The sequence below is a fragment of the Ekhidna sp. genome, assembly GCF_965212185.1.
Lineage (GTDB): Bacteria > Bacteroidota > Bacteroidia > Cytophagales > Cyclobacteriaceae > Ekhidna.
Genome location: NZ_OZ243102.1, coordinates 2,891,268 through 2,914,629, shown reverse-complemented (window position 1 = coordinate 2,914,629; position 23,362 = coordinate 2,891,268). Strand labels below are relative to the sequence as shown.

General features: G+C 37.8%; 21 protein-coding genes. 11 read left to right on the top strand and 10 right to left on the bottom strand.

The genetic code is table 11. The annotated features are described in order from the left end of the window. Positions 1–63 precede the first annotated feature (63 nt). The 3 genes from ACOMC3_RS12475 to ACOMC3_RS12465 form a co-directional block, all read right to left on the bottom strand. Positions 64–948 (bottom strand): FecR family protein, encoded by an 885-nt coding sequence (locus tag ACOMC3_RS12475; protein ID WP_420316219.1) that lies wholly within the window; start codon positions 946–948, stop codon positions 64–66. Between the two features lie 54 nt (positions 949–1,002). Beyond that, complete coding sequence (locus ACOMC3_RS12470; protein ID WP_420316218.1) at positions 1,003–1,572, bottom strand: RNA polymerase sigma-70 factor; 570 nt, start codon at positions 1,570–1,572, stop codon at positions 1,003–1,005. A 136-nt stretch (positions 1,573–1,708) separates the two neighbouring features. Beyond that, positions 1,709–2,392 carry an SOS response-associated peptidase gene (locus ACOMC3_RS12465; protein WP_420316217.1) on the bottom strand — a complete coding sequence of 228 codons (684 nt, stop codon included), beginning with the start codon at positions 2,390–2,392 and terminating at the stop codon, positions 1,709–1,711. A gap of 112 nt (positions 2,393–2,504) precedes the next feature. Between ACOMC3_RS12465 and ACOMC3_RS12460 the strand changes: the two genes are divergently transcribed. The 3 genes from ACOMC3_RS12460 (at position 2,505) to ACOMC3_RS12450 (ending at position 5,524) form a co-directional block, all read left to right on the top strand. After that, positions 2,505–4,142 carry a pyruvate dehydrogenase complex dihydrolipoamide acetyltransferase gene (locus ACOMC3_RS12460; protein WP_420316216.1) on the top strand — a complete coding sequence of 546 codons (1,638 nt, stop codon included), beginning with the start codon at positions 2,505–2,507 and terminating at the stop codon, positions 4,140–4,142. 103 nt (positions 4,143–4,245) lie between these two features. Then, a complete protein-coding gene (hslV, locus tag ACOMC3_RS12455; RefSeq protein WP_420316215.1) occupies positions 4,246–4,785 on the top strand; it encodes an ATP-dependent protease subunit HslV in 540 nt (179 codons plus the stop codon). Positions 4,786–4,999: 214 nt separating this feature from the next. Then, on the top strand, positions 5,000–5,524 hold the full coding sequence (locus ACOMC3_RS12450) for a hypothetical protein (protein WP_420316214.1): 525 nt from the start codon (positions 5,000–5,002) through the stop codon (positions 5,522–5,524). A 33-nt stretch (positions 5,525–5,557) separates the two neighbouring features. Here the strand turns inward: ACOMC3_RS12450 and rsmG are convergent, their stop codons facing one another. The 3 genes from rsmG to ACOMC3_RS12435 are packed head-to-tail and all read right to left on the bottom strand — an operon-like array spanning position 5,558 to position 7,914. Next, positions 5,558–6,181, bottom strand: coding sequence for a 16S rRNA (guanine(527)-N(7))-methyltransferase RsmG (gene rsmG, locus ACOMC3_RS12445; RefSeq protein WP_420319319.1), 624 nt, complete (start codon positions 6,179–6,181; stop codon positions 5,558–5,560). Between the two features lie 57 nt (positions 6,182–6,238). Continuing rightward, entirely contained in the window at positions 6,239–6,850 is a 612-nt protein-coding gene (locus ACOMC3_RS12440) for an RNA polymerase sigma factor (RefSeq protein ID WP_420316213.1), read from the bottom strand. After that, positions 6,838–7,914 (bottom strand): glycosyltransferase, encoded by a 1,077-nt coding sequence (locus ACOMC3_RS12435; RefSeq protein WP_420316212.1) that lies wholly within the window; start codon positions 7,912–7,914, stop codon positions 6,838–6,840. The genes ACOMC3_RS12440 and ACOMC3_RS12435 overlap by 13 nt, the downstream gene beginning before the upstream one ends. Positions 7,915–8,001: 87 nt before the next feature. Between ACOMC3_RS12435 and tgt the strand changes: the two genes are divergently transcribed. The 5 genes from tgt to ACOMC3_RS12410 are packed head-to-tail and all read left to right on the top strand — an operon-like array spanning position 8,002 to position 12,615. After that, a complete protein-coding gene (gene tgt / locus ACOMC3_RS12430) occupies positions 8,002–9,132 on the top strand; it encodes a tRNA guanosine(34) transglycosylase Tgt (RefSeq protein ID WP_420316211.1) in 1,131 nt (376 codons plus the stop codon). A 3-nt stretch (positions 9,133–9,135) separates the two neighbouring features. Continuing rightward, on the top strand, positions 9,136–10,221 hold the full coding sequence (locus ACOMC3_RS12425; protein ID WP_420316210.1) for an LptF/LptG family permease: 1,086 nt from the start codon (positions 9,136–9,138) through the stop codon (positions 10,219–10,221). Further along, entirely contained in the window at positions 10,218–11,129 is a 912-nt protein-coding gene (locus ACOMC3_RS12420) for a DMT family transporter (protein WP_420316209.1), read from the top strand. The genes ACOMC3_RS12425 and ACOMC3_RS12420 overlap by 4 nt, the downstream gene beginning before the upstream one ends. A 1-nt stretch (position 11,130) precedes the next feature. Further along, positions 11,131–11,451, top strand: a complete 321-nt coding sequence (locus ACOMC3_RS12415; protein ID WP_420316208.1) for a heavy metal-binding domain-containing protein — start codon at positions 11,131–11,133, stop codon at positions 11,449–11,451. A gap of 27 nt (positions 11,452–11,478) precedes the next feature. Further along, positions 11,479–12,615: a serine hydrolase domain-containing protein gene (locus tag ACOMC3_RS12410; protein ID WP_420316207.1), complete on the top strand. Its 1,137-nt coding sequence runs from the start codon at positions 11,479–11,481 to the stop codon at positions 12,613–12,615. Between the two features lie 4 nt (positions 12,616–12,619). On the opposite strand, the gene ACOMC3_RS12405 is transcribed toward ACOMC3_RS12410, so the two are convergent. Further along, positions 12,620–13,573, bottom strand: coding sequence for an NAD(P)-dependent alcohol dehydrogenase (locus ACOMC3_RS12405; protein WP_420316206.1), 954 nt, complete (start codon positions 13,571–13,573; stop codon positions 12,620–12,622). Between the two features lie 59 nt (positions 13,574–13,632). Next, entirely contained in the window at positions 13,633–15,246 is a 1,614-nt protein-coding gene (locus ACOMC3_RS12400; RefSeq protein ID WP_420316205.1) for a SulP family inorganic anion transporter, read from the bottom strand. 429 nt (positions 15,247–15,675) lie between these two features. Between ACOMC3_RS12400 and ACOMC3_RS12395 the strand changes: the two genes are divergently transcribed. After that, positions 15,676–19,710 carry a hypothetical protein gene (locus tag ACOMC3_RS12395; RefSeq protein WP_420316204.1) on the top strand — a complete coding sequence of 1,345 codons (4,035 nt, stop codon included), beginning with the start codon at positions 15,676–15,678 and terminating at the stop codon, positions 19,708–19,710. Positions 19,711–19,730: 20 nt separating this feature from the next. On the opposite strand, the gene ACOMC3_RS12390 is transcribed toward ACOMC3_RS12395, so the two are convergent. Beyond that, positions 19,731–21,032, bottom strand: a complete 1,302-nt coding sequence (locus ACOMC3_RS12390; RefSeq protein ID WP_420316203.1) for a hypothetical protein — start codon at positions 21,030–21,032, stop codon at positions 19,731–19,733. Positions 21,033–21,205: 173 nt separating this feature from the next. On the opposite strand from ACOMC3_RS12390, the gene ACOMC3_RS12385 reads away from it, so the two are divergent. Together ACOMC3_RS12385 and ACOMC3_RS12380 are read left to right on the top strand one after the other, a co-directional pair. Continuing rightward, on the top strand, positions 21,206–22,168 hold the full coding sequence (locus ACOMC3_RS12385) for a glycoside hydrolase family 113 (protein WP_420316202.1): 963 nt from the start codon (positions 21,206–21,208) through the stop codon (positions 22,166–22,168). Between the two features lie 24 nt (positions 22,169–22,192). Continuing rightward, positions 22,193–22,471, top strand: a complete 279-nt coding sequence (locus ACOMC3_RS12380; RefSeq protein ID WP_420316201.1) for a hypothetical protein — start codon at positions 22,193–22,195, stop codon at positions 22,469–22,471. Here the strand turns inward: ACOMC3_RS12380 and ACOMC3_RS12375 are convergent. Continuing rightward, positions 22,468–23,328 (bottom strand): nucleoside phosphorylase, encoded by an 861-nt coding sequence (locus tag ACOMC3_RS12375; protein ID WP_420316200.1) that lies wholly within the window; start codon positions 23,326–23,328, stop codon positions 22,468–22,470. The genes ACOMC3_RS12380 and ACOMC3_RS12375 overlap by 4 nt on opposite strands. Positions 23,329–23,362 lie beyond the last annotated feature (34 nt).

Genomic DNA, 23,362 nt, shown 5'->3' with positions numbered 1-23,362 from the left:
GCGATTTATAAATCTGTGGGCCATATACACGCCCACAAAAGTAATGAATGAATTAAGCCGAAATTAGCAGCCCTGACCTGAAATTTTTACAGTACTATTCTTCGTAGTAGTTTTCAGATCTAGTAGTGTGCTTAAAGTAGAAAGTACTTCTTGTAAAGTTTGACGGTTAAATGTGACTGAAATTTTACATGAGTTAAGCTTTTCATTAGATAGCTCAAATTCAACCTCATAATATTCACTTAATTCGTCAAGTACTTTATCCAAAGGAGTATTATTAAAATTGAAAACCCCATTTCTCCAGCTCATGATGTTTGATGATGGACTATCTTTTAATTCTACACTTCCATCATTTCTATTGAAAATAGCTTCTTTACCAGCTTGTACTTGTGTTTGCTTACCATCTTTTTCGAAAGCCACGAGACCTCTATCTACATATAAAGTGACGTTATTATTGGTAGTGATAAGATTGAATGCCGTACCAAGCACTTTAACATCAACACCATTAACGTCAATTATGAAAGGTTTTTCGCTTTTCTTGATATCGAAGTATGCTTCTCCATTAAAAGAAACATTACGTTCTTCTCCAAATTTTTCAGGATAAGAAAATGATGAATTAGCATTTAAGATTCCTGTTGAACCATCAGGGAAAGTAACACTCACTTTTTCATTTCCAGCAGCAACCTCAATTTGGGTAATTACAGGATCGTACATGTAAACGGTCACAGAAAGAATAGCTAAGATGGCAACTGCAGCTGCAACTTTCATCCACGTAAAAGATCTGTTGGGTCTATGAATTTTTTGATTCAATGAATCCCATGCCTTGGATTCATCTACTTCTGGAGCATTCAAATCTGTATGCTCAAATAGGAACTCAATGAATTTATCCTCTTCTTCTGAAGGCTTATCCTTATAGTTCAGGTGGTTGTATACTCTCAGGTTGTTTGCCATCTCATTTGTGTGTCAACTGGTGGGTCCATAACCCCCAATTTTTTTTACATTTTTTTATGCCATATTTTCCTTATAGTGCTTGTACACATGATCCAGGGATTCTCTCAATTTTTTCAGGGCGATTCCCATCTGATTTTCTACTGTTTTTTTTGACAGTTCCAGCTCTTCTGCTATTTCTTCATAAGTCATTCCTGCATTCCTACTGAGGATAAATATCTTTCGACATTTTTTTGGTAAAGAATCAACTGCTGACTGTATATACCGTTTTAACCGCTCATTTTCTCCTTCATCCTTATTGGGCATACTTACACTCAAAAGAACCTCGCTGACATCAGCCATAGACTGTTGTTTAGGTAATTCTAACTTGATGTAATTGAGACACTTATTCTTTACTGCGGAATACAGATAAGTCTTAAGGGTAGTTTGTATTTCTATATTACCTCGTTTTTCCCATATATACAGGAAAACTTCCTGAGCCATTTCTTCGGCAATGGTGGAATCACGAACATAGGTAAAAGCAAAACGGTAAAGCTCCTTATAGTAACGCTTGAAAATGACCTCATATGCTGAGAAGTCATTACTCTTCACTTGATTGAAAAGTAAAAGGTCATTTTCTGAACTCATGCGATTAGATATGTGATATAGGATAAAATCACTAAAATTTCATTCTTACTTAGCTACTGTTGCGAAATTAGAAAACAACATGTGAATTTGACACATAAACTTGTGGTTCAGTTGTTTTCGCATTTCTTGACGCAATCTAAGTGAATAGGGTATAGTTGCCATGCTGATCTGATGCCGGTGCTGGTTTAATAAAGGAATTATCATTCCCATCTATTTCTTTGATTTTTGGGCTGACTGTATGAGAAATCAATTCCTCTTTGGTTTCAAAATCCAATAACTGTTGAAGTTCTGCCTCACTGTCAGATTCAAGCCATCGCCTGGTAGCAGAAGCATCCAAGATGGCTGGCATATCATCTTGAAAATCAGCAATTTGTTTATTGGAAGATCTGGTTATCATGATAAATGAATCGGTCCCATCTTCACCCTCTTCCCACAAACCGGCTACTGAAAATACTTTCTTGTCAGGAAAAAAAAAGTAATGAGGGACCTGCTGTTTTTTTGCAACTTGTTTCCAGAGATAAAATCCATCCATCGGGATCACGCATCTGTGCGTAGCTAGCTTCTTTCTATAACTAGACTTATTGATAACAGAGTCCAATGGAAGATTGAAAAATTTTGGACTCATTGCACGATTATTTGACCACATGGCCATTAAACCCCAGTTTAAGAATGAAATTTTATCAGGGAGAGAACTTATAATGGCGGGTAAAACCTTAGTTGGAGCAGCATTATATTGAGGTTCATAGATGTCCGGAACTTCAGCTCCCAAAACAAGCGCAAGCTCATCTGGTTTTAAGGTTATGGTGTATCGATCAAGCATTTTTGGCAATTTAACACGAGAACATTTGTAACTCAATGATCATTTTGTGCCGAATCCAAATTTTTATTTTCATGTATGGGTTAATTTTGACTTAGAATAAAAATCTATCTAAATGGCTGAAGTAATAAGAATGCCCAAAATGAGTGATACCATGGAAGAAGGTGTAATTGCTTCATGGTTGAAAAAAGAGGGTGATGAGGTGAGCTCGGGAGATGTATTGGCGGAAGTAGAAACAGACAAAGCGACGATGGAGCTTGAGTCCTATCAGGATGGTGTGCTCCTGCATATAGGTGTAAAGGAAAAAGAGTCTGTTCCTGTAGACGGAATTTTGGCAGTGATAGGGGAAAAAGGAGAGGATTATAAACATCTGCTTGAGGAATCAGGAAATGGTCAACCTGAAAATGATGCTGCAGAAGAGAAGACAGAAGAAAAGCAAGAAGCCAGTTCTGAGAAGGTAGATACCAGTGATATCAATGCTTCCATAATCAGAATGCCTAAGATGAGTGATACCATGGAGGAAGGGGTGATAGCATCTTGGCTGAAGAAAAAGGGAGATAAGGTTGAATCGGGTGATATTTTGGCTGAAGTGGAGACCGATAAGGCTACCATGGAACTTGAGGCATATGAAGATGGAACTTTACTTTATACTGCCGTGGAAGCAGGAAGTGGAGTAGCTGTAGATGGTGTTATTGCAATTATTGGAGAAGAAGGTGCAGATTACGAAACCTTACTAAAAGCAGAAAATCAGACCGCTGAAGAACCAGCGAAGGTAGAAGAAAAAGAAGAAAGCCATTCATCAGAACCTTCTCAAAGCACTGATAGTCCCTCAACGTCTCAGACGAGTGCAGAATCTTCACAAGCCACCACATCCAGCAATGGTAGAGTCAAGGCTTCTCCTTTAGCTAAGAAAATTGCTTCAGAAAAAGGAATAGATCTTTCGCAGGTTAATGGTTCAGGTCCTGATGGAAGGGTAGTAAAAGCTGATGTTGAAAATTTCACGCCATCACAATCTTCAGAAAAATCAAAAGGAGAACAGCCATCTATTAATATTCCTCAAGTAGTAGGAGAGGAGAGATCAGAGAAAGTGGAGCTTTCACAAATGCGTAAGGTGATTGCTAAGCGATTGAGTGATAGTAAGTTTTCTGCTCCGCATTTTTATTTGACCATGGAAATCAACATGGACAAATCGATTGAAGCAAGGAAATCCATGAATGAAATAGCACCGGTCAAAATTTCTTTCAATGACATGGTAATTAAAGCTGCAGCTGCAGCCCTTCGTCAGCATCCTGATGTAAACGTAAGCTGGCATGGAGATCATATGATGAAGCATCAACATGTCCATATGGGTGTGGCTGTTGCAATACCCGATGGTTTAATTGTACCAGTGGTTCGATTTGCTGATAGTAAGTCTCTCTCACATATTTCTGCTGAAGTACGAGAATTAGCTCAAAAAGCCAAAGACAAGAAATTGCAACCAGAAGAATTTTCAGGAAACACATTCACCATTTCAAACCTTGGAATGTTTGGTATTGAGGAGTTTACTGCAATTATTAATCCACCAGATGCATGTATAATGGCAGTTGGAGGAATAAAAGAGACCGTGATAGTAAAGAATGGAGAAATGAAGCCTGGGAACGTCATGAAAGTTACCCTTTCATGTGACCACAGGGCAGTTGATGGTGCGGTTGGCTCTGCTTTCCTCAAGACCTTCAAAGAATTATTAGAAGATCCGGTTAGGATTCTAATTTAATCAACTCATTAAAGCTACCCTGAACTTGTTTCAGGGTCTTTTAGTTTTACCGGATAAGTGCTGAGAAGTATATCAGCCTAAGAACTATCTTTAGAAATCTACAATGGAAAAAATAAAATCAACAACCGTCCTTGCGGTTAAGCACAACGGAAAAGTTGCGATAGGTGCCGACGGTCAGGCAACATTGGGAAACACGGTGGCAAAATCCAATGTGAAAAAAATCAGAAAGTTGGCTGATGGCAAGATCGTAACAGGGTTTGCCGGATCTACTGCGGATGCTTTCACACTGTTGGATAAGTTTGATGAAAAACTGAGCAATTATTCAGGAAATTTAAAAAGAGCGGCTGTAGAGTTAGCTAAGGATTGGAGAACAGATAGATATCTCAGAAAGCTAGAAGCGATGATGATTGTGGCAGACAAAGGAGAGGTTCTAATTGTTTCTGGAACAGGAGATGTTATTGAACCAGATGAAGAAATTGCCTCCATTGGATCTGGAAGCATGTATGCCAGGTCTGCAGCGCTTGCTTTAAAGAAACACGCATCAAATCTCTCTGCCGAAGAAATGGTGAGAGAAGGTCTTACGATTGCAGCAGACATCTGTATCTATACCAATCATAACTTGATAATAGAAGTAGTAGAATAAACATCCTACCTGATTAGATTATTATTTTCTTCTATTATTTACTCTTAAAAACAGGTCTTGATAAACAGCCAATTTCTATTGAAGAAAAGATGCTTGTCTGATTTATTATCAAGCTTAATTTGAGTGTTAAATACGCGTAAATAATTCGAGCGTTCTGCTATAAAAATACTCTTATGAAAGAGTAAATTCGTCTATTGTGAAACACAATTGACAAATGAAAAAAGTAATATTAATCGCTAATCTAATAGCGATCATCGGATGTGCAGAAGCACAGACCGATCGAGGATCCTGGCTTTTAGGAGCTTCTTCAAGCTTTGGGTATTCATCAACAAGTTATGATGCTGTTCAAATTGAAAATGCTTCTAATTTCAACTTGGAAGTTAGCGCTGGTTTTTTCTTGATTGAGAATCTTGCTGCTGGATTAAATATTGGATATGACAAAACAAAGCAGGGTTTTGACGGAAACACAACTTCTTTATTTGGACCTTTTGTAAGGTACTATGTAAAAGGAGTTTTCTTTTTAGGCACTTCTTATGCTGCTGCAAGTCGCGAAGAGATTTTTGCCAGTGCTGGAGAAACGAAAAAATTTGGATTCTTAGCGTTTGAAGCTGGATGTCCCATTTGGATCGTTGATAATGTAGCCATTGAACCAAGCTTGAATTATGGAATAGCTTCTGGTGATGATATTGTCAACAGCAAAACGTTTGGTCTTAATGTTGGATTTAGTGTTTACTTCTAAAATGAAAATCTCCTTCAAAAAGGAGATTTTATTTTAATGAACAGGCACATAGATTATTTTCTTTGTCTCAAAAAAAGCCTCATCGAAATATTCGGTAAGGCTTTTTTCTATATATCTCCGACCAAACTCTTTCATCTCTTGGGTCAAATCTCCGCCTTTCAATAAAATCATTCCATTATCCAGGTCGTTTCGTTGTTCATTCGAGATTTTTTGATGGGCCCAGATAAAGAGTTGCCTGGTTTGAGCAACAGCTCTTGAAACAATGAAGTCATATTTACCCTTCACTTTTTCCATTCGTTGATGTTCAGCAGTCAGATTTTCTAAGCCAATGGAAGAAGCAACTTCATTCACTACGGTGATTTTCTTGCCAATCGAGTCAACCAAATGAAATTGACAATCAGGGAATAGTATAGCTAATGGAATGCCAGGGAAGCCACCTCCAGTCCCAACATCTAAAATCTGTGAATCAGAATTGAAAGAAGTAAATTTTGCTATTGCTAAACTATGCAGCACATGTCGCTCATAAAGCTGTTCGATATCCTTTCTGCTAATAACATTAATCTTGGCATTCCACTCTTCATAAAGGGATTGAAGCTGATCAAATTGCTCTAATTGGATGTCTGAAAGCTCTGGAAAATACTTGGTTATGCTATCTATACTCACAAAAGCAAAATTAGATATTATTTCCCCCTAAGATGGGATGAGATTGAGATGTCAAATATGTTTTTTCTTATCCTTTACCAACTCATACATGAGCTCCCTCGCCCTATGAAGCTGCGCTTTTACGGTTCCCAAAGGCGCCTCGAGTTCCTTAGCAATTTCATCATAGGAAAGTTCATCAAAGTATCGGAGTTTTACCAGCCGTTGGTATTTAGCCGGAAGCTTATCAACAAACATTCTAACTAGCTCAATTTTCTGATCCTTAATCGTTTCTTCATCTGGGGTCAGGTTCTTGTCCTGCACATCAATATTTACTGATTCACCGCTATCATCAGTGAAAGTACTATTTAAGCTAAATGTATTGAGCTTCTTCTTTCTGATAAAGTCAATTGCATTGTTGGTCGCGATTCGGAAGAGCCAGGTACTAAATGTATAATCTTTTTTGAAGCGGCCCAGGTTTTTGAATGCCTTTGCGAATGCCTCAATTGTTAAATCCTCAGCATCATCTACATTTCTGACCATCTTCAAAATCATGTGATAGACGGGCTTTTTGTATCGCTGCATGAGTTCTGCATAAGCCGCTTGATCTTTGCCCTCAGTAGCCAGATCTATCAACTTAAAGTCACGCAGTGCCTTTTCAGAAAACTGACGATTTAGTTCTTCCATTTAATGTCCTTTTCGAGTTTTGACCACAATGCAATTACCGGAGTAAGCACCGCATATAGGATGTCAACGAGTGGGAGCAACATATAGTTGATATTGAATCCCATTTTGCTCGCGGCAAATCTATAACTCACTAATTTAATAAATAGGTAAAAAAGAAGAAGTCCTACTAAATTTATTAATGGATTAAATAATAATAAGATCCAGAATAGCATGTGAGTTGTGTGAATCATAAATAAATATGATTTGTTCTTGGGTTTGTAGTGATTCCCAACGGATACATGTCTGATCTTTTGATTGAAATAGGCTTTCCAGGAAACTTTTGGATAGGTTTCTGTATTAGTTTCCTTTCCAATTAATACGCTGGTATTGTGAGTTATCGCATTTTTTTGAATGAACAAGTCATCGTCACCTCCTAGTATTGACTTAAAATCATTATAACCACCTTCTGAAATAAAAAACGACTTCCTAATTGCCATATTTCTCCCTACAGCCATATAAGGATCATTTTTAAGCGCCTTAGAAATATACCAATAAGCAGTCATGAATGATTCGAAGTGAATGTATCTACTCAAAAGTGAAGGGCCTGTTTGATAAGGTGAAATCCCTATAATAATATCAGTTGAAGCAATGATTTGACCATTTATAAGACTCAGCCAATTTTTTGAGACCGGGATGCAATCTGCATCTATGAATATGAGCCAGTCACCAGAAGAATGGCTTATTGCTTCATTGAGTGCATACTTTTTTGGGTTCCAGTTTTCAGGGACATCCTTGATTGTAATCCAACTTAATTTATCTGAGTCAAGTGAATTTAAATATGTTTCACTTGCATCTTGACATCTATCCAGTGCAACAATGATTTCAAAATCATCATACGATTGTTTCAGTAATAAGGGCAGTAGTTTACGTAAATTTTGTTCTTCATCGTGTGCTGCTATTACAATTGAAAGTTTGTCTGTGGTTTTAGAAGTGGCTAATGGTGGCTTTCGAAAAAAAGCAATTGCTGCGTTTACAGTGAGGGCTAAATGAATGAGTCCTACAGCACAGGTAAGGATAAAAACCATACGTGAAATAAACTAAATCCTGAATAGAAATGAATCGGAATTTGAAATAAGGTCTTGCGCCATTATTTCAACGTATTTTTGCGACCGATGAAATTTGAGTTACATCATACAGATTCCAAATCACGAGCACGAGCAGGTAAGATAACCACCGATCATGGTCAAATTGAGACACCTATATTCATGCCCGTTGGCACTGCTGGCACAGTAAAGGCTGTTCACCAAAGGGAATTGACTGAGGACATTAAAGCTCAAATTATCTTGGGAAATACCTACCACCTTTACATGAGGCCTGGTTTAGATATTATTGAGCAGGCCGGTGGTCTCCATAAATTTAATGGATGGGATAAACCTATTCTTACAGATAGTGGCGGTTACCAGGTGTATTCTTTAGCGGACAATAGAAAAATCGTAGAAGAGGGCGTTCATTTTCAATCTCATAAGGATGGCAGCAGGCACTTCTTCACTCCTGAATCCATTATGGATATTCAGCGAACGATTGGTGCTGATATAATCATGGCTTTTGATGAATGTACGCCTTATCCATGTGAATATGATTATGCTGAGAAATCGATGCAAATGACCCATCGATGGTTGGATCGATGTGTTAATCGTTTTGATGAAACTGACGGAAAATTTGGATATAGCCAAACACTATTTCCTATAGTACAAGGGAGCGTTTATAAAGACCTCAGAACACAATCTGCAGAGTATATCGCCAGCAAAGAGCGAGAAGGAAATGCAATCGGTGGATTATCTGTTGGTGAGCCGGCAGAAGATATGTATGCCATGACTGATCATGTTTGTGGAATTCTTCCATCTGATAAACCTCGATACCTAATGGGGGTGGGTACACCTGCCAATATTTTGGAGTGCATCGCTTTAGGTGTTGATATGTTTGATTGTGTAATGCCCACTAGAAATGCCCGTAATGGGATGCTTTTCACAACGCAGGGGATCATTAACATTAGGAATGAAAAGTGGAAGGATGATTTTAGCGCAATAGATCCTGAGTTAGGTGGATATGCAAGCACTTTTTATACAAAGGGATATTTGAGGCATTTAATCACAAGCAGTGAAATTCTTGGCGCACAAATTGCAAGCATCCAGAACCTGACATTTTACTTGTGGCTAGTAGGAGAAGCACGTAAGCAAATCTTAAATGACAACTTTGCAAGTTGGAAGGATACAATGGTTAAAAAAGTAAGCCAGCGTCTTTAATACATGAAAAAGCTCGATTGGTACATACTAAAGAAGATCTTAGTCACATTCGTGTTTGTAGTGGGCATGTTTGAAGTGATTATTTGCGTGTTAGATTATGCAGATAAGAACGATGACTTCATCAAGAATGAACTGGGATGGGATATGATATGGCAGTATTATATCACTTTTATTCCGTTTATTGCCGGTCTACTCACACCAATTACTGTATTTATTGCAACGGTATTTGTGACAGCTAATATGGCAGCAAAAACCGAAATCGTAGCGATTTTAGCAAGTGGTGTTAGTTTTAGAAGGATGATGTATCCATACCTGATGGCGGCTGTAATGATAGGGGTTGCCAGTTTTTACCTGAACAGCTATGTAATTCCTGATGCCAATAAATTCAGGCTGGAATTTGAATTGCAATACCTAAAAGATCCATTTTACAATACGGATAAGCACATTCATTTAAAAATTGCAGAGAAGGATAGTCTTGAGGATTATATCTACATGTACAGATATGATGTGAGAAGGGATGTAGGTCAATCAGTAACACTTGAGAAGATCAAAGGCACAGAACTAATAGCAAAAATCACCGCGAGACAGATAGAGTGGAATGAAGATGCGAAGAATTGGTCTTTGAAGCGCTGGCAAAAACGTGAAATCCAGGAACAAGGTGAAGTAATAACTGAAGGAGCTTCTTTGGATACGCTGCTGAATTTATCTCCTGAAGATTTTGGCAATAAGGAGCGTATGTGGGAGACCATGACCATGACAGAGCTTAATAATTACATTAGATTACAGCGATCCAGAGGCGCAGATGATGTCCATATTTTCCAGATTGAGGAATACATAAGGTACATGTCACCATTCACTGTGATCATTCTAATGGCCATTGGTGTGATTGTGGCAGCTCGGAAATCTCGTCAGGGAACGGGGTTTCAGATTGCACTAGGTTTTGTAATTTCCTTTGCATTTATCATCACATTTATTTTGGCAAGAGCAATTGCTGAGGCAGGAAGTATGAATGAAGTACTGGCTATCTGGATACCTAATATTATATTCGGTGGTGTAGCAGCATTGCTCTACCGAACAGTTCCAAGATGATCCAGGAAAGAAAAGACTTTTTAACGCTCCATTTCATCGTGCTGATATGGGGATTTACAGCCATTTTAGGTCTGCTAATTGAAATTCCATCTGTTGAGGTGGTTTTCTTTAGAACTCTGATTTCCTCTATTGGATTGTTCATTTTATTGAAATTCTGGAAAAGGTCATTAAGAATCAATTCTCAAAAGCAATTATTGATCATTCTTGGAACTGGCGTTTTAATTGCTGCTCATTGGATTTTGTTTTTTTTATCGGCTCGAATTTCAAATGCTTCGGTATGTCTTGCCGGTATGGCTACATGTTCACTTTGGACCAGTTTGATTGAGCCAATTTCTCAAGGAAGAAGGATAAAGGGTTTTGAGGTGCTACTAAGTATTATCGCATTTATTGGAATAGGTATCATCTTCAATGTGGAATTTGATTACTTGTCCGGATTGCTGACTGCCGTTCTCTCTGCCTTTATTGCTTCCGTTTTTACTGTGATCAATGGAAGGTTGACGAAAACCTATGATCCTTACGTAATAACTTTTTATGAAATGATGGGAGCATGTGTTGCTACTGCTCTCTTTTTTCCAATATACGTGGGCTTTTTTGTTGACGAGCTTTCGCTTAGCCCATCATCATTAGATTGGTTTTATCTTGGGTCATTGGCGATATTTTGTACCGTGTATGCATACTCAGTTTCAGTGGAACTGATGAAGCGACTTTCTGCCTTCTCTATCAATTTGGTAGTTAATCTCGAGCCAGTCTACGGAATTATTCTTGCATTAATTATTTTCGGGGATAGCGAAGAAATGAGTCCGGGATTTTACTTGGGAACACTCCTAATATTAACCTCGGTGTTACTCTATCCGTTATTGAACAAACGTTATAAGAAAAAAGCACTTTCAACAGATATAATTAGATAAAATGCTATTAACTACTACAAATAATATTGAAGGAAAATCAATATCAACTTACTATGGATTAGTAACTGGAGAAGCCATTATTGGAGCCAATATTTTCAAAGATATTTTCGCATCTATTACAGATATCGTTGGAGGAAGATCGGGTGCCTATGAAAAATCCTTAAAAGATGCTAAAAACATTGCTGTACAGGAAATGATGGAAGCAGCCCATGCTCTTGGAGCTAATGCAATTATTGCAATCGATCTGGATTATGAGACTTTGGGCAAAGATTCAGGCATGATGATGGTAAGCGCCAGTGGCACTGCCATAAAGCTTGACTAGAAAAAAGTACATTTTGTAACTTGCCATATGGCAAGAAAAATATCATTCCTTTTGGCGCTGAGTTTTCCAATATTACTCAGCGCTCAATATTATCCGAGTAAAACAGATTGGGAACGAAAAGCTCCAGGAGAGTTAAACATATCAGAAGATGCTGTTAATGATGCCATTCAGTTTGCTCTAGATAATGAATACTCAGGCCCCAAAGATCTCAGATTAGCAATTCTGGAAGGATTTAGCAGGGAGCCTTATCACAAATTACAAGGCCCCACTAAGAAGAGAGGAGGTCCAGCAGGAATGATTCTAAAGAATGGATATGTAATCGCAGAGTGGGGAGATATCAAGCGTGTAGACATGACTTTTAGTGTGACAAAAAGCTATTTGTCTACTACTGCGGGCCTTGCACTAGACGATGGACTCATTGGTTCTGTGAAGGATAAGGTGGATCAATATGTGTGGGATGGCACGTTCGAAGGGAATCATAACTCAAAAATTACCTGGGAGCATCTTCTTCAGCAAACTTCAGATTGGTCAGGCGCACTCTTTGGATTGTATGATTGGGCCGATAGACCATCACGAGAGGGAGACTTTGATAAGTGGAGGTATAGAGAGCTTAAAGAGCCTGGCACTAGTTATAAATACAATGACGTAAGGGTGAATGTGCTTTCGTATTCACTTTTGAATGTATGGAGAAGACCTCTTCCGCAAGTTTTAAAAGAACGTATTATGGATCCAATTGGAGCGAGCACAACATGGAGGTGGTACGGTTATGAAGACACATGGATGAACATAGACGGACAAAAGATGCAGGTTGTAAGTGGAGGAGGACACCATGGAGGAGGCGTATTCATCAGCACAGAAGATCATGCACGTTTTGGGCTTCTCTTTTCCAGGAAAGGGAAATGGAATGAGAGGCAATTGATCTCAGAAAAGTGGACCGATATGATTCAAACACCTGCCTCTGCTTATGAAAGCTATGGCTATATGTGGTGGCTGAATAAAGGCCCTCGATCCTGGGATGAATTACCCGATCATTTATTTTATGCAGCAGGATTTGGTGGCAACTTTATCGTAATAGATCAAGAAAAAGATTTGGTGATTGTGACCAGATGGCTGGAGCCTTCAAAAATTGGAGAACTTGTAAGTAAAGTATACGAAGGTCTTTAAAGGATTAAATTGAGATAACAATCTTACCAGTGTGCTTACCTTCTCCAAAATGCTGAATGGCCCACGGCGTTTTTTCAAGAGGATAGGGACCATCAACCACAGGTTTAATTTTGCCAGATTTATATAAATCGTGGATCTTTTCCAGGTCTTTATTAGCATCAAGACCAACCATGAAAACGGGCTTTTTAAAGAGTTTCCGTGCGGGAAGAATTTGAATAAGTCTGCCTATATTTCCACCAACAGTCACATATCTTCCTTTGGGATTTAGGACTTTTATGTAAGCCTTTGGAGCCCGTGTGGTCTTGGCATCCAGGATTAAATCATATGTTTTATTGCTTTTAGTAAAGTCCTCCTTTTTGTAGTCAATGATATGATCAAACCCCATTTCCAGCATGTTTTTTAACTTTTCACCGGTATCTACACCGGTTACATGGCAGTTATAGGTTTTTGCGATTTGAAGTCCGATTGAACCAACTCCACCTCCGGCACCATTGATCAAGACATCCATGTTATTTTCAATCTTGCCAAGATCTACCAGTCCTTGCCAGGCCAGGTTTCCTGCATGAGAAAGTGCAGCGGCATCTTCAAAAGAAAGAAATTCAGGCTTTTTCACAACTGCTTTTTCGTTAATTGCGATGTATTCTGCAAAGGTCCCAAATCCGTAATAAGAAATATCTCCGTAAACTTCATCTCCGGCTTTCAGTAATGTCACTGCTTCACCACAAGATGTAACCACTCCTGATAGTTCCATTCCTGGAATTGGTCGCTTTGGTTTAAATAAACCAAAAAGAAGACGATAGAGACCAGGAATTCCCGTTACCATACTCCAGTCGTAATCATTGATAGCACTGAAGTGCACCTTGATTAAAACTTCATTCGGTTTTGGGCTAGGCATTTCTACCTCTTTTATCTGCAGTTGAGAAGTTGGGCCGTAAGAATTACAAACGATTGCTTTCAATAAAATAGTAGTTAGATGACCTCAGTAGGACGACACAAACGACTATATAGTTACACTATTTATACCTCTTTATCCATTAAATCTGTCACCACATGATAGCGAGGATCATCGATAGAGGAGACAATCATGTGTTCAAACTCAGGACTGGCTTTGTGAAGCAACGTTTTACACTCCGGGCTTAGGTGAACGAGCTTAACTTGCTTGCCATACTCCTTATATTTCTGCTCTAAGGCATAAATGGCTTCAATACCTGAGTGATCGCTCACTCTGGATTCCATGAAGTCCAATTCTATTTGTTTAGGATCATTAGCCGCATCAAATTTATTGTTGAATGCCTGGACTGAACCAAAAAATAGCGGACCCCAAATCTCATAAACTTTTGTGCCATCTTCTTTGATGAATTTTCTGGCTCTAATTCGAGTCGCATTTTCCCATGCAAAAACCAGAGCTGACATAATCACTCCAACAATCACGGCAATTGCTAAATCCTGCCAAACGGTGATCGCTGATACCGTAATGAGTACAATAGCATCTGCCAATGGAATCTTGTTAATAATGCGAAAACTACTCCATGCGAATGTTCCAATTACTACCATAAACATTACACCCACCAAAGCAGCAATGGGAATTTGCTCAATAAGGGGTGCAGCGAATAAAATGAAGCATAATAATGCAATAGCTGCAGTGATGCCTGACAGTCTCCCTCTTCCTCCTGAGCTTACATTGATGATGGATTGACCTATCATGGCACATCCCCCCATTCCACCAAATAGGCCATTTAGAATGTTGGCACCTCCCTGAGCAACGCACTCTCTGTTACCACTTCCGCGAGTCTCGGTCATGTCATCAATTAGATTCAAGGTCATCAGCGATTCTATTAAACCAACAGCAGCAAGTAGAACAGCGGTAGAAATGATAAGGCCCCAGTTACCATTAAGAGTATCTATAAGACTGAAAATCTGAATTTGGAATGAAGGAAGACTTCCTTCTAATCCGTTACCGCCTCCTTCTCTAATAAATGAACCGACGGTGCTTACATCAAGCCCACCAAATATTGTAATACAGGCTACTACCAGAATGCCAACGAGAGCAGATGGAATTTTTTTAGTGAGCTTAGGAAGAAAATACATGATGGCCATAGTCAACCCCACCAACCCTAGCATTATGAATAAATCCGACCCCTCTTTCCATTGATACGTATCATTCACTTTTTCTTTAAAGAGCCCTAGCTGAGAGAGAAATATGACGATTGCCAAACCATTCACGAATCCCATCATAACGGAATGAGGAATCAGCCGCACAAATTTTCCTAATCTAAAAATCCCTGCCAGAATCTGGATGCCACCAACTAAGAGAAGCGTGATAAAAAGCCATTGTAGTCCTAAGTTTTCAACAGGATTTGATAGCGACATCCCGACTTCATTTCCTTTTTGGATCATGTGCACCATGACAACAGCCATTGCGCCGGTAGCACCAGAGATCATACCCGGTCTACCACCAAACATTGACGTAACGATCCCCATCATGAAGGCTCCATAGAGCCCGACCATGGGATCAATACCAGCGACAAATGCAAAAGCAACAGCCTCCGGTACCAATGCCAATGCAACAGTAAGTCCAGATAGGATGTCATTCTTAGGATTAAAAGTGAAGTTTCGGAATAATCTCTGCATACCAAATTTCAAATAAGCGCGCAAAGATAGAATATTAAGAAGGCGAGGCTAGGGATCGTGTGATTATTTCTCTTTAATTAGACCAATCGACTGAGCATGCTTATAAGCTTCGTCTGTATGCTCTACAAGCTTTAAAGGGATATCCGCTTTCTTCATTTTTTATAGAACGGACTCATCTAAGATCACTTCTTTAAATTCTCATTCTCTTCAAGTTGTTGGAGAAGACATTGGTAAAACGACTAAAGTAGAAGCCAAAGCTCTAAGGTGAGCTTTGGAAATTCTGATTAATTAAAAGATCAATCACTCACTTTAGGTAGATTTCTCCCAATCAGTAAATCTCAAATGGATAAAAAATTAGGAATAATCTTTCTGATTTATATCTCCCTTTCTTTACTTATTTTACATGTATAGCTAATTGGCTGACATTAAATGCCTGAACGAACCAAATTCTTATCAAAAAAGTCATTCCGTTTATTGCTAGGAATATTGCTGATTCTTGGCGGAGCATTTACATCTATATTTTTCTTGGGAAAATACTATGCTGGTGATATACTCAACACGGTCATTAAGCGCGAGACGAATGGGTTTTATCAGCTGAATTTTGAGTCGTTGGATCTGGACTTATTGGAAAGTAGAATAACATTAAAATCATTGAGACTACAAGCTGATTCGACTCAAGATTTCAGTGCCCTTGGACTTAATAATATTTATGAAATTCAGCTGGAAGAATTAATCATAGACCTGGAGTCCGTTTATGCTCTGTATATGGATAAGGAACTTATCATAAAAAATGTTCGGGTTGTGGACCCAAATATTGATATGGTGACTTTGGAGAATTCAAAACAGACCAAGTTCAGCTTTGAGGCAGGTAATATGTACCGTGCAATTTCAGATTATCTGAAGGTTTTAAAAATAGATTACTTCAGAATACAAGACGGTGAGTTACAATATGACGGAGATCAATTTGCACTTGGTAAGATTGATTTTATAGTTAAGAATCTAGTCATGGATTCTGTCTCGAGAAAGAACAAGGTATTTTATTCAGAAGAAATTGAGCTGGAAATACGCAACCAATTATTCCATCTTCCTGATAGTATCCATGAGATAACCTTTGATAAGTTCGTTTTGTCTACCTCGGATTCTATTCTTTCATTTGAAAATCTAAGGGTACAACCAATGGCTTCATCAAATGTCACTTTTGAAGGCCAAAATGAAGTGAATGTCTACGAAATACATGTGCCTAAGCTCAGCTTCAAAGGAGTGGACTATGTTGAGGCTTACCAGAACAATCATTTGGTTATTGAAGAGCTTATTTTTAATGAACCTGTTGTTTTTGTGGATGATGAAACACATGCAGCAAGTACCAAAAAGGAAATAGATAATTCATTGCTCACTTTAATATTTGATGTTTTCGGCTCTCTTGATATTGGTAAGTTGACCATTAATAATGCTCACGTTGATCTTAAACTAGATGGTGTAGATAAATACCAGCGATTTAAAGTTGAGAGATCAAATATTGTGTTTTACAATATTCATTTGGACACCAGTAATTATCGTTTTGACCATAGATTTCGATATTTTGAGGATATTGAATTAGATATTCATAACTATACATACCTCCTACCGGATAGCCTTCACACAGTATTTTTTGAATTATTGAGAATAAATTCTTTTGACTCTGAACTTAGATTTGAAAACATGTCTATTTCGCATGAACGTGCAGGCAATGAAGCCAAAGTTCTACTTAATGTGGACATTCCGGTATTTAATCTTAAAAACGTTGATTTTCAACGCGCAATAGCAGATAAACTACTAATTGTAGGTAAGCTTGAAATTCCCAGCTCATCAATAAGAGTTCGAAATACAGGCAGCAGTAATGGTAAGCAAGCATCAGTGCCTCTCGTTTACCAGGCATTAAAGCCTTTCTTTAGAGAAATTTCGATAGATAGATTATCCATAAATGATATCAACCTAATGCTACCCAAAGGATTGAAAATGGGGAAAATTAATCTCACTGCAAATGATATTCATTTAAGTGGTGCCTCTAAAGGATTTCAACAATTATTTGATAAGTCAGAGTTAAAAATCTCGGAATTCGAATTAGATAGAGATAGTATAGTGGTTAATGGCTCAGAGCTTTTAATTTCTAATATGATGTCTTCATTTCAATTTCGGGATTGGGATTTCGATATAAATAAGAAAAATCAGAAAGTTGTTGGAAGCCTTGATACTTTACAGATAATAGGTGTGGTATTGGATAGCTTAATTGCGGGTGATTTCACAGAATTTAGTCGTGCGAAGCTTTTTAATCCGAATATTGAATTTGACATTCAGACCAGTGAAAATAAGGGTGCGACTAAGCTAGGAAATGAAAAGGAATTTATAGTAAGTGGGGGTAAGCTAAAAGGGAAATTAGATTCCACGGAAATATACCTTGATGGACTGGATGCTGACGTATTTGTTGGAGACTCTACAGCTTTCAGGAGTGTTGGGATTGAGAACATACAAGTAAGATCAGCCAAACACAACCACATAGTCAATCTCGCAAATTGGAAGTATGATACATTGAACGGATTGATGGAATTCACTGATTTACGCATTGACCCCATTAATAAAACTGACACTTCTAAAAGTCAGATTATTGCCAATATTCCGTTCTTAAGGCTTACAAAATTTGAGCAATCGAAATTTTTTGATGAGAATCATTTTTTTGCCGGAAAGCTGCTATTACAATCTCCCAATGTGAAAATCAAAACGACTCGAGAGATTAATCAGAAAGATTCTGTCAGCGAAAATAGTTTTACCCTTTCAATTGAAGAATTGCAAATTGATTCAGCAGATTTTTCCATTGAACCTGGAAATAGTAAAGCACTTGAGAAAATATCAATTAATGAAATTAGTACGACGATCTATGGGATCAATTACCCAAAAGATCAACCGTTTGAAAATGGTTTTATTTTTTCAGATTCGATCATTTTTAATGCCAGATCAATACTTCCTCGATTGCAATCAGGAGACTCTATAAATCTGGAAAATATTGAATATAGTACCAGAAATGGAGATCTTTTGATCGATTCAATACGGTATAACTCCGCCGCTGAAAACATATTTATGAACATTCCTTCCATAGAGATGAGAGCGCTAGATGTAAAAACACTCTATGAAAATGGTGGAATAATTATGGATACACTTTTCATCACAAATCCTAGAGGACATAATTATTTGATCGAAAGCAAGGAAGGAAAACCTTTTGCAACACCTATTTCGATCGGGTACATTGAATTTGATGATTTGGATTGGAAATATTACGATACCATTAGCCACAAGAATTACCATCTTCAACATGCAACTTTAAAGATTGATCAATTTAATTCAAAGGATACTTTAACTCTGAATAACATTACAAGCAAACTTGAAAGTTTAACACTTAATGCAGGGCCTTTGGAACTGCCAGTAGCGGACGATTATTTACTATCTGTTGGAAACTATCAATTTGATTTTCCAGCCAACAGGTTGGAGTTAAACCATGTAAAAGTGAATTCAATCTATTCAGCTCAGGAATTCTCTGAAATTATCTCCGAGCAAGCGGATTGGTTTGATATTGCAGTTCAGGAGATAGGCTTAAATCGGATAGATATTTATGAATTGATTTCTGAGCAAACATTGAAAATAGGAAGAATTGACATTGATGGACTTTATGCATTGATATATAGAGATAAAGGTGTTCCATTTCCTGAAGATCAGGTTCGTCCTCTGCCACAGCAGTCAATCAGAGATATCAAGCAATTATTTCAAATTGACACAATTGATGTTAAGGGCACCATTCGATATCAAGAGAAGCCAGACAATTACTACACTCACGGAGAAATTTCATTTGATGAATTAGACGCTCAATTATTTAATGTCGGGAATATATCCTTAACTGAAAATGAAATGATGCTTCTGAGTGGTACTGGCCAGCTCATGGGTGCAGGGAGATTTGAAGTTAGCGGAGCATTTGATCTTTTGTCGAAAGATGAGCAATTTTCACTGAGTGGAAGTGTTGTTGACTTTCCTCTTGATTCTATGAATAGGATGCTTGGCCCAGTTGCCAACGTTAATATCAAGAGCGGTTATACTAAAGAGTTATTCTTTAATTTCAGCGCTAATGATACACTTGCACGTGGAGAAATGCGGTTTAGATATGAAGATCTTAAAATACAAATATTGAACGTCAAGACACATGATACACATGGTTTAGGACAGGGGATCAAAACGTTTTTCGCCAATACATTTGTTGTGAAGAGTAAAAATCCAAGCTATTTCCTGTTCCCTCGAAAAGGTACCATATTTCAAAGGAGAGATACGTCCAGAGCTATATTTAATTATTGGGGAAAAGCACTTTTAAGTGGCACTGTAAGTAGTATTGGAGTGCATAAATCCGACAAAGCTGAAAAGAAATTTGAGAGAAACTTTGAAGAATAATTAAATCCTATTTTGACTTATTAAAGCAAATCATAGGCTTTATATATTTTTTGAATGGTGTACTCTTGATTGTTGTTTATTAAATCTATTCCAATTTCATAATCAGTATTAGAAGTAAGTACTTTCCCATTGATTCCAAGAACAGGGCTAAAAAATTTATATTCAAAGAATACTTTGCTTAAAAGGATATCTTCATCTGTGGTTAAATCTTCAGATCCTAAAATGCTTCCTACTTTTTTGTATGCCAGATTCTTTATCTCACTTCTTAGCACAGGGTCGGATGGAAGGTTACGAAGGACAGCTATGGTAAATCCATATTTCCCTATGATCTTTTTCCTTAAAAACTCATCACCATATTTGAGTTCAAAGTCAACCAAATTGGCCGACATTTCCATTTTCACTTCTTCCGAAGAAGCAATACTTGGATTGAAAGAAACTTCTTCAGATTGAATGTTGAATTTGCTGAGAATATAATCATCCTCAAAGACTGGAAACTCCTCTACCATCATTCTAAAAGCATCAAATTCATGTGAAAAGTATCCATTCAATAAACCGAAAAAATTACTTTCACTGTAAATCAATGGAATAGGCATAATTTTTTCAGGTTCGAAGAAACCCTCCCAGTCAGAGCTGGTTGTGAATGTGCTATTTAAGATATTGATAGAGGAATTTTCTTTTACGAACCTGTTAGAACGCGCATGATTATCAATTGTACTTATTCCCTCACCCCCATCAGATAGTAGGGATATTTCAGATTCAAATTCAACATCGCCTTGTTTGATTACTTTAATGTTTTTCACATTGTCAATGTAATTGTAAGTCATTTCGACCTGTCCTGCCTCCAGATCACTGACGACAACTTGAATTCTTCCATCAACATATGAACAAATAGTGGACTGATCATTTTTATAAATTTTCTTTTCTTTAATTAGTCCTTCCTCGTAGGTAATTTCTGCCTGTACTGAACCATCAGGATTATAGTAAATAGATTGTGTAGGCAAATTATTTTCATCCCTAAAAACCTCCATATTTAAGTAATGATTGTCAGTTGACAAACCACCGTGTGAGTAGCTTTTACAGTGTTTGATGTAACCATTTTCGTGATACTCAAATTCTGATATTTTTAATCCAGTAAGATCACTGTACATGGTAGCTTCTTTAATCCAGCCATTCTCATGTGATGATTCAATCTGAAAATTATCAGTTGAATTGATGGTGAAATCTGATGTGACCTCTATTGGTGAGTCATCGTTTGAACAAGAAACAAGAAGAAGGAACGCAGACAGGACAAATAATACCTGAATTGGGAGTGAGATTTTCATAAAGAATGGTTCTGTTTTAGATAATCTAAAGATGGTACTTGCTGAGCGGTAAATTTAATTGCCTATTTCCAATTATGGGAGACTTAATATTCTAACGTAAACAAATTTCTATCGTATCTTTCATTGTGCGACTCTTTTCAATCATACTTTTTCTCGTTTTAGGATCATTTGTTATGATTTTCATCCCAAATGAAGATGAAGACATTATTAATGGAGCTAGTCTGGTAAACCCACCACGTCAAATCACATCAGAAAAGTTGGGCGAGGTAAAACGAATTAATGCTGAATGGGTAGCACTTATTCCATATGCTTTTTCAAGAGAAGGTGAACCTTCTGTAAGCTTTGATCATTCCAGGCAATGGTGGGGCGAGCATACAGATGGAAACTGCATGCTCATTCAGTATGCAAAAAACAATGGACTCAAAGTAATGGTGAAGCCACATGTATGGGCACGGGGTGCTGGTTGGGTAGGAGAGTATGATTTAGATTCGGAAGAGAAATGGAAAATATGGGAAACAGACTATACCAAATACATCATGAATCATGCGATCAAGGCAGATTCCTTGAAGGTAGAACTTTTTTGTATTGGAACGGAATATCGTATCCCTGCAAAAGAACGTCCCGAATTTTGGAGATCGCTGATTGCTAAAGTGAGAAAGGTTTATTCAGGTAAGATTACCTATGCTTCTAATTGGGATAATTATGAAAATATAACCTGGTGGGATGCGGTGGACTACATAGGGATAGATGCTTATTTTCCTTTGGTCGATGGAAATCATCCGAGTATTGACGAGATCAAAATGGGATGGAAACCAATCAAAGAAGATCTGGCAACATTCTCTTCTCAATGGAAAAAACCAATATTATTTACTGAGTATGGATTCCAAAGTGCGAATGGCGCAGTAGGTCGCCATTGGGAAATAGATAAATCTGAAACCAACGCTAATACCCAACTTCAAGCAGATGCCTATGAAGCAACTTTTCAGGTTTTTACTAATGAATCGTGGTGGTTGGGTGGTTTTTTCTGGAAGTGGCACCTTACATCAGGACATGGCCGATGGAGGGGAACGGAATGGACACCACAAAGCAAGCCAGCGGAGGAAGTCATTGCAAAATGGTATGGTAAAAAGCACTAAATTTCATTCTCCAATCCTATTAAGATGAGCGAAAAAAGAAAAGTTGAAGATATTCTGGCTGAACTAGGTAAAAAGATTGATCATTTGGTCGAAGAAACTAAGAGTGCCGGCAGTAAAATATCAGATGATATGGAGGAGCAAATAGCCAAACTTAAAGCCCAGAAAGAAAAATTAGAAGCTCAAATTAAAGATCGATCATCTAATTCGAACGAAAAGTGGGTACAAGCTCGGGATCATATGAATGACGCTGCAGCTGCCATCAATAAGGCGATTGGGGTTTTATTCAAATCAAAGGGGGACTAAATCCTTTCTAAAACTTTCATTATAAGGCTATCAATCACTTTATTGGGATCCTTTGCAAATTGTGATTTCACCCTATTGGCCATGATAGCATTTAAGCTTAACATCTCATGACCCAGAAGCTTACCAAAAGCATAATATCCCGCAGTTTCCATTTCTAAATTTGTCAGCCATACATCCTCTTCATGAAAATATTGCATCTTTTCAATGATCTCTTTAAATCTGATAGGTATTCTTAATTCGCGACCCTGAGGCGCATAGAAGCCTGGACATGTGACTGTATTTCCGGCTATTGTGCAGTCCTTAAATTTTTCAAATAATGATGTTGATCCTTTGAAGCAATAAGGCATGTATGGAATTCCAATTTCCTCTTGAAACTTTTCTACTATTCTGCGCTCTTTTCCTTTGTGTTTAAAATCATAAAAATGAATGAGTGGATCCATTCCAATAGCATATTCTGTGGCAAGGTGGCTTCCTACTTTAATCTCATCTCTGATGGTTCCAGATGTACCAATTCGAATAATCTGAAGTTTTTTTCTTCGTGGTTTAGGCTCTCGATGTACCAAATCAATATTGAAAAGGGCATCTAGCTCATTCATGAGTATCTCTACATTGTCAGTTCCCATACCGGAACTTATTACAGTCAGTCGTTTGCCTTTATATTTTCCTGTATGAGTAATGAACTCCCGCTTATTCATTTCAAATTCAACAGAATCGAAATGTTTGGATACTCTGTGTACCCGACCAGGATCTCCAACAACAATGATTTTATCAGAGACATCTTTAGGTCTTAGACTTAAGTGATATACACTTCCATCTGGGTTGAGAATAAGATCAGTCTCAGAAAATGTGTGAGGCATAGCTAGCTCAGATTCTATAGTATTCCTAAAAGTA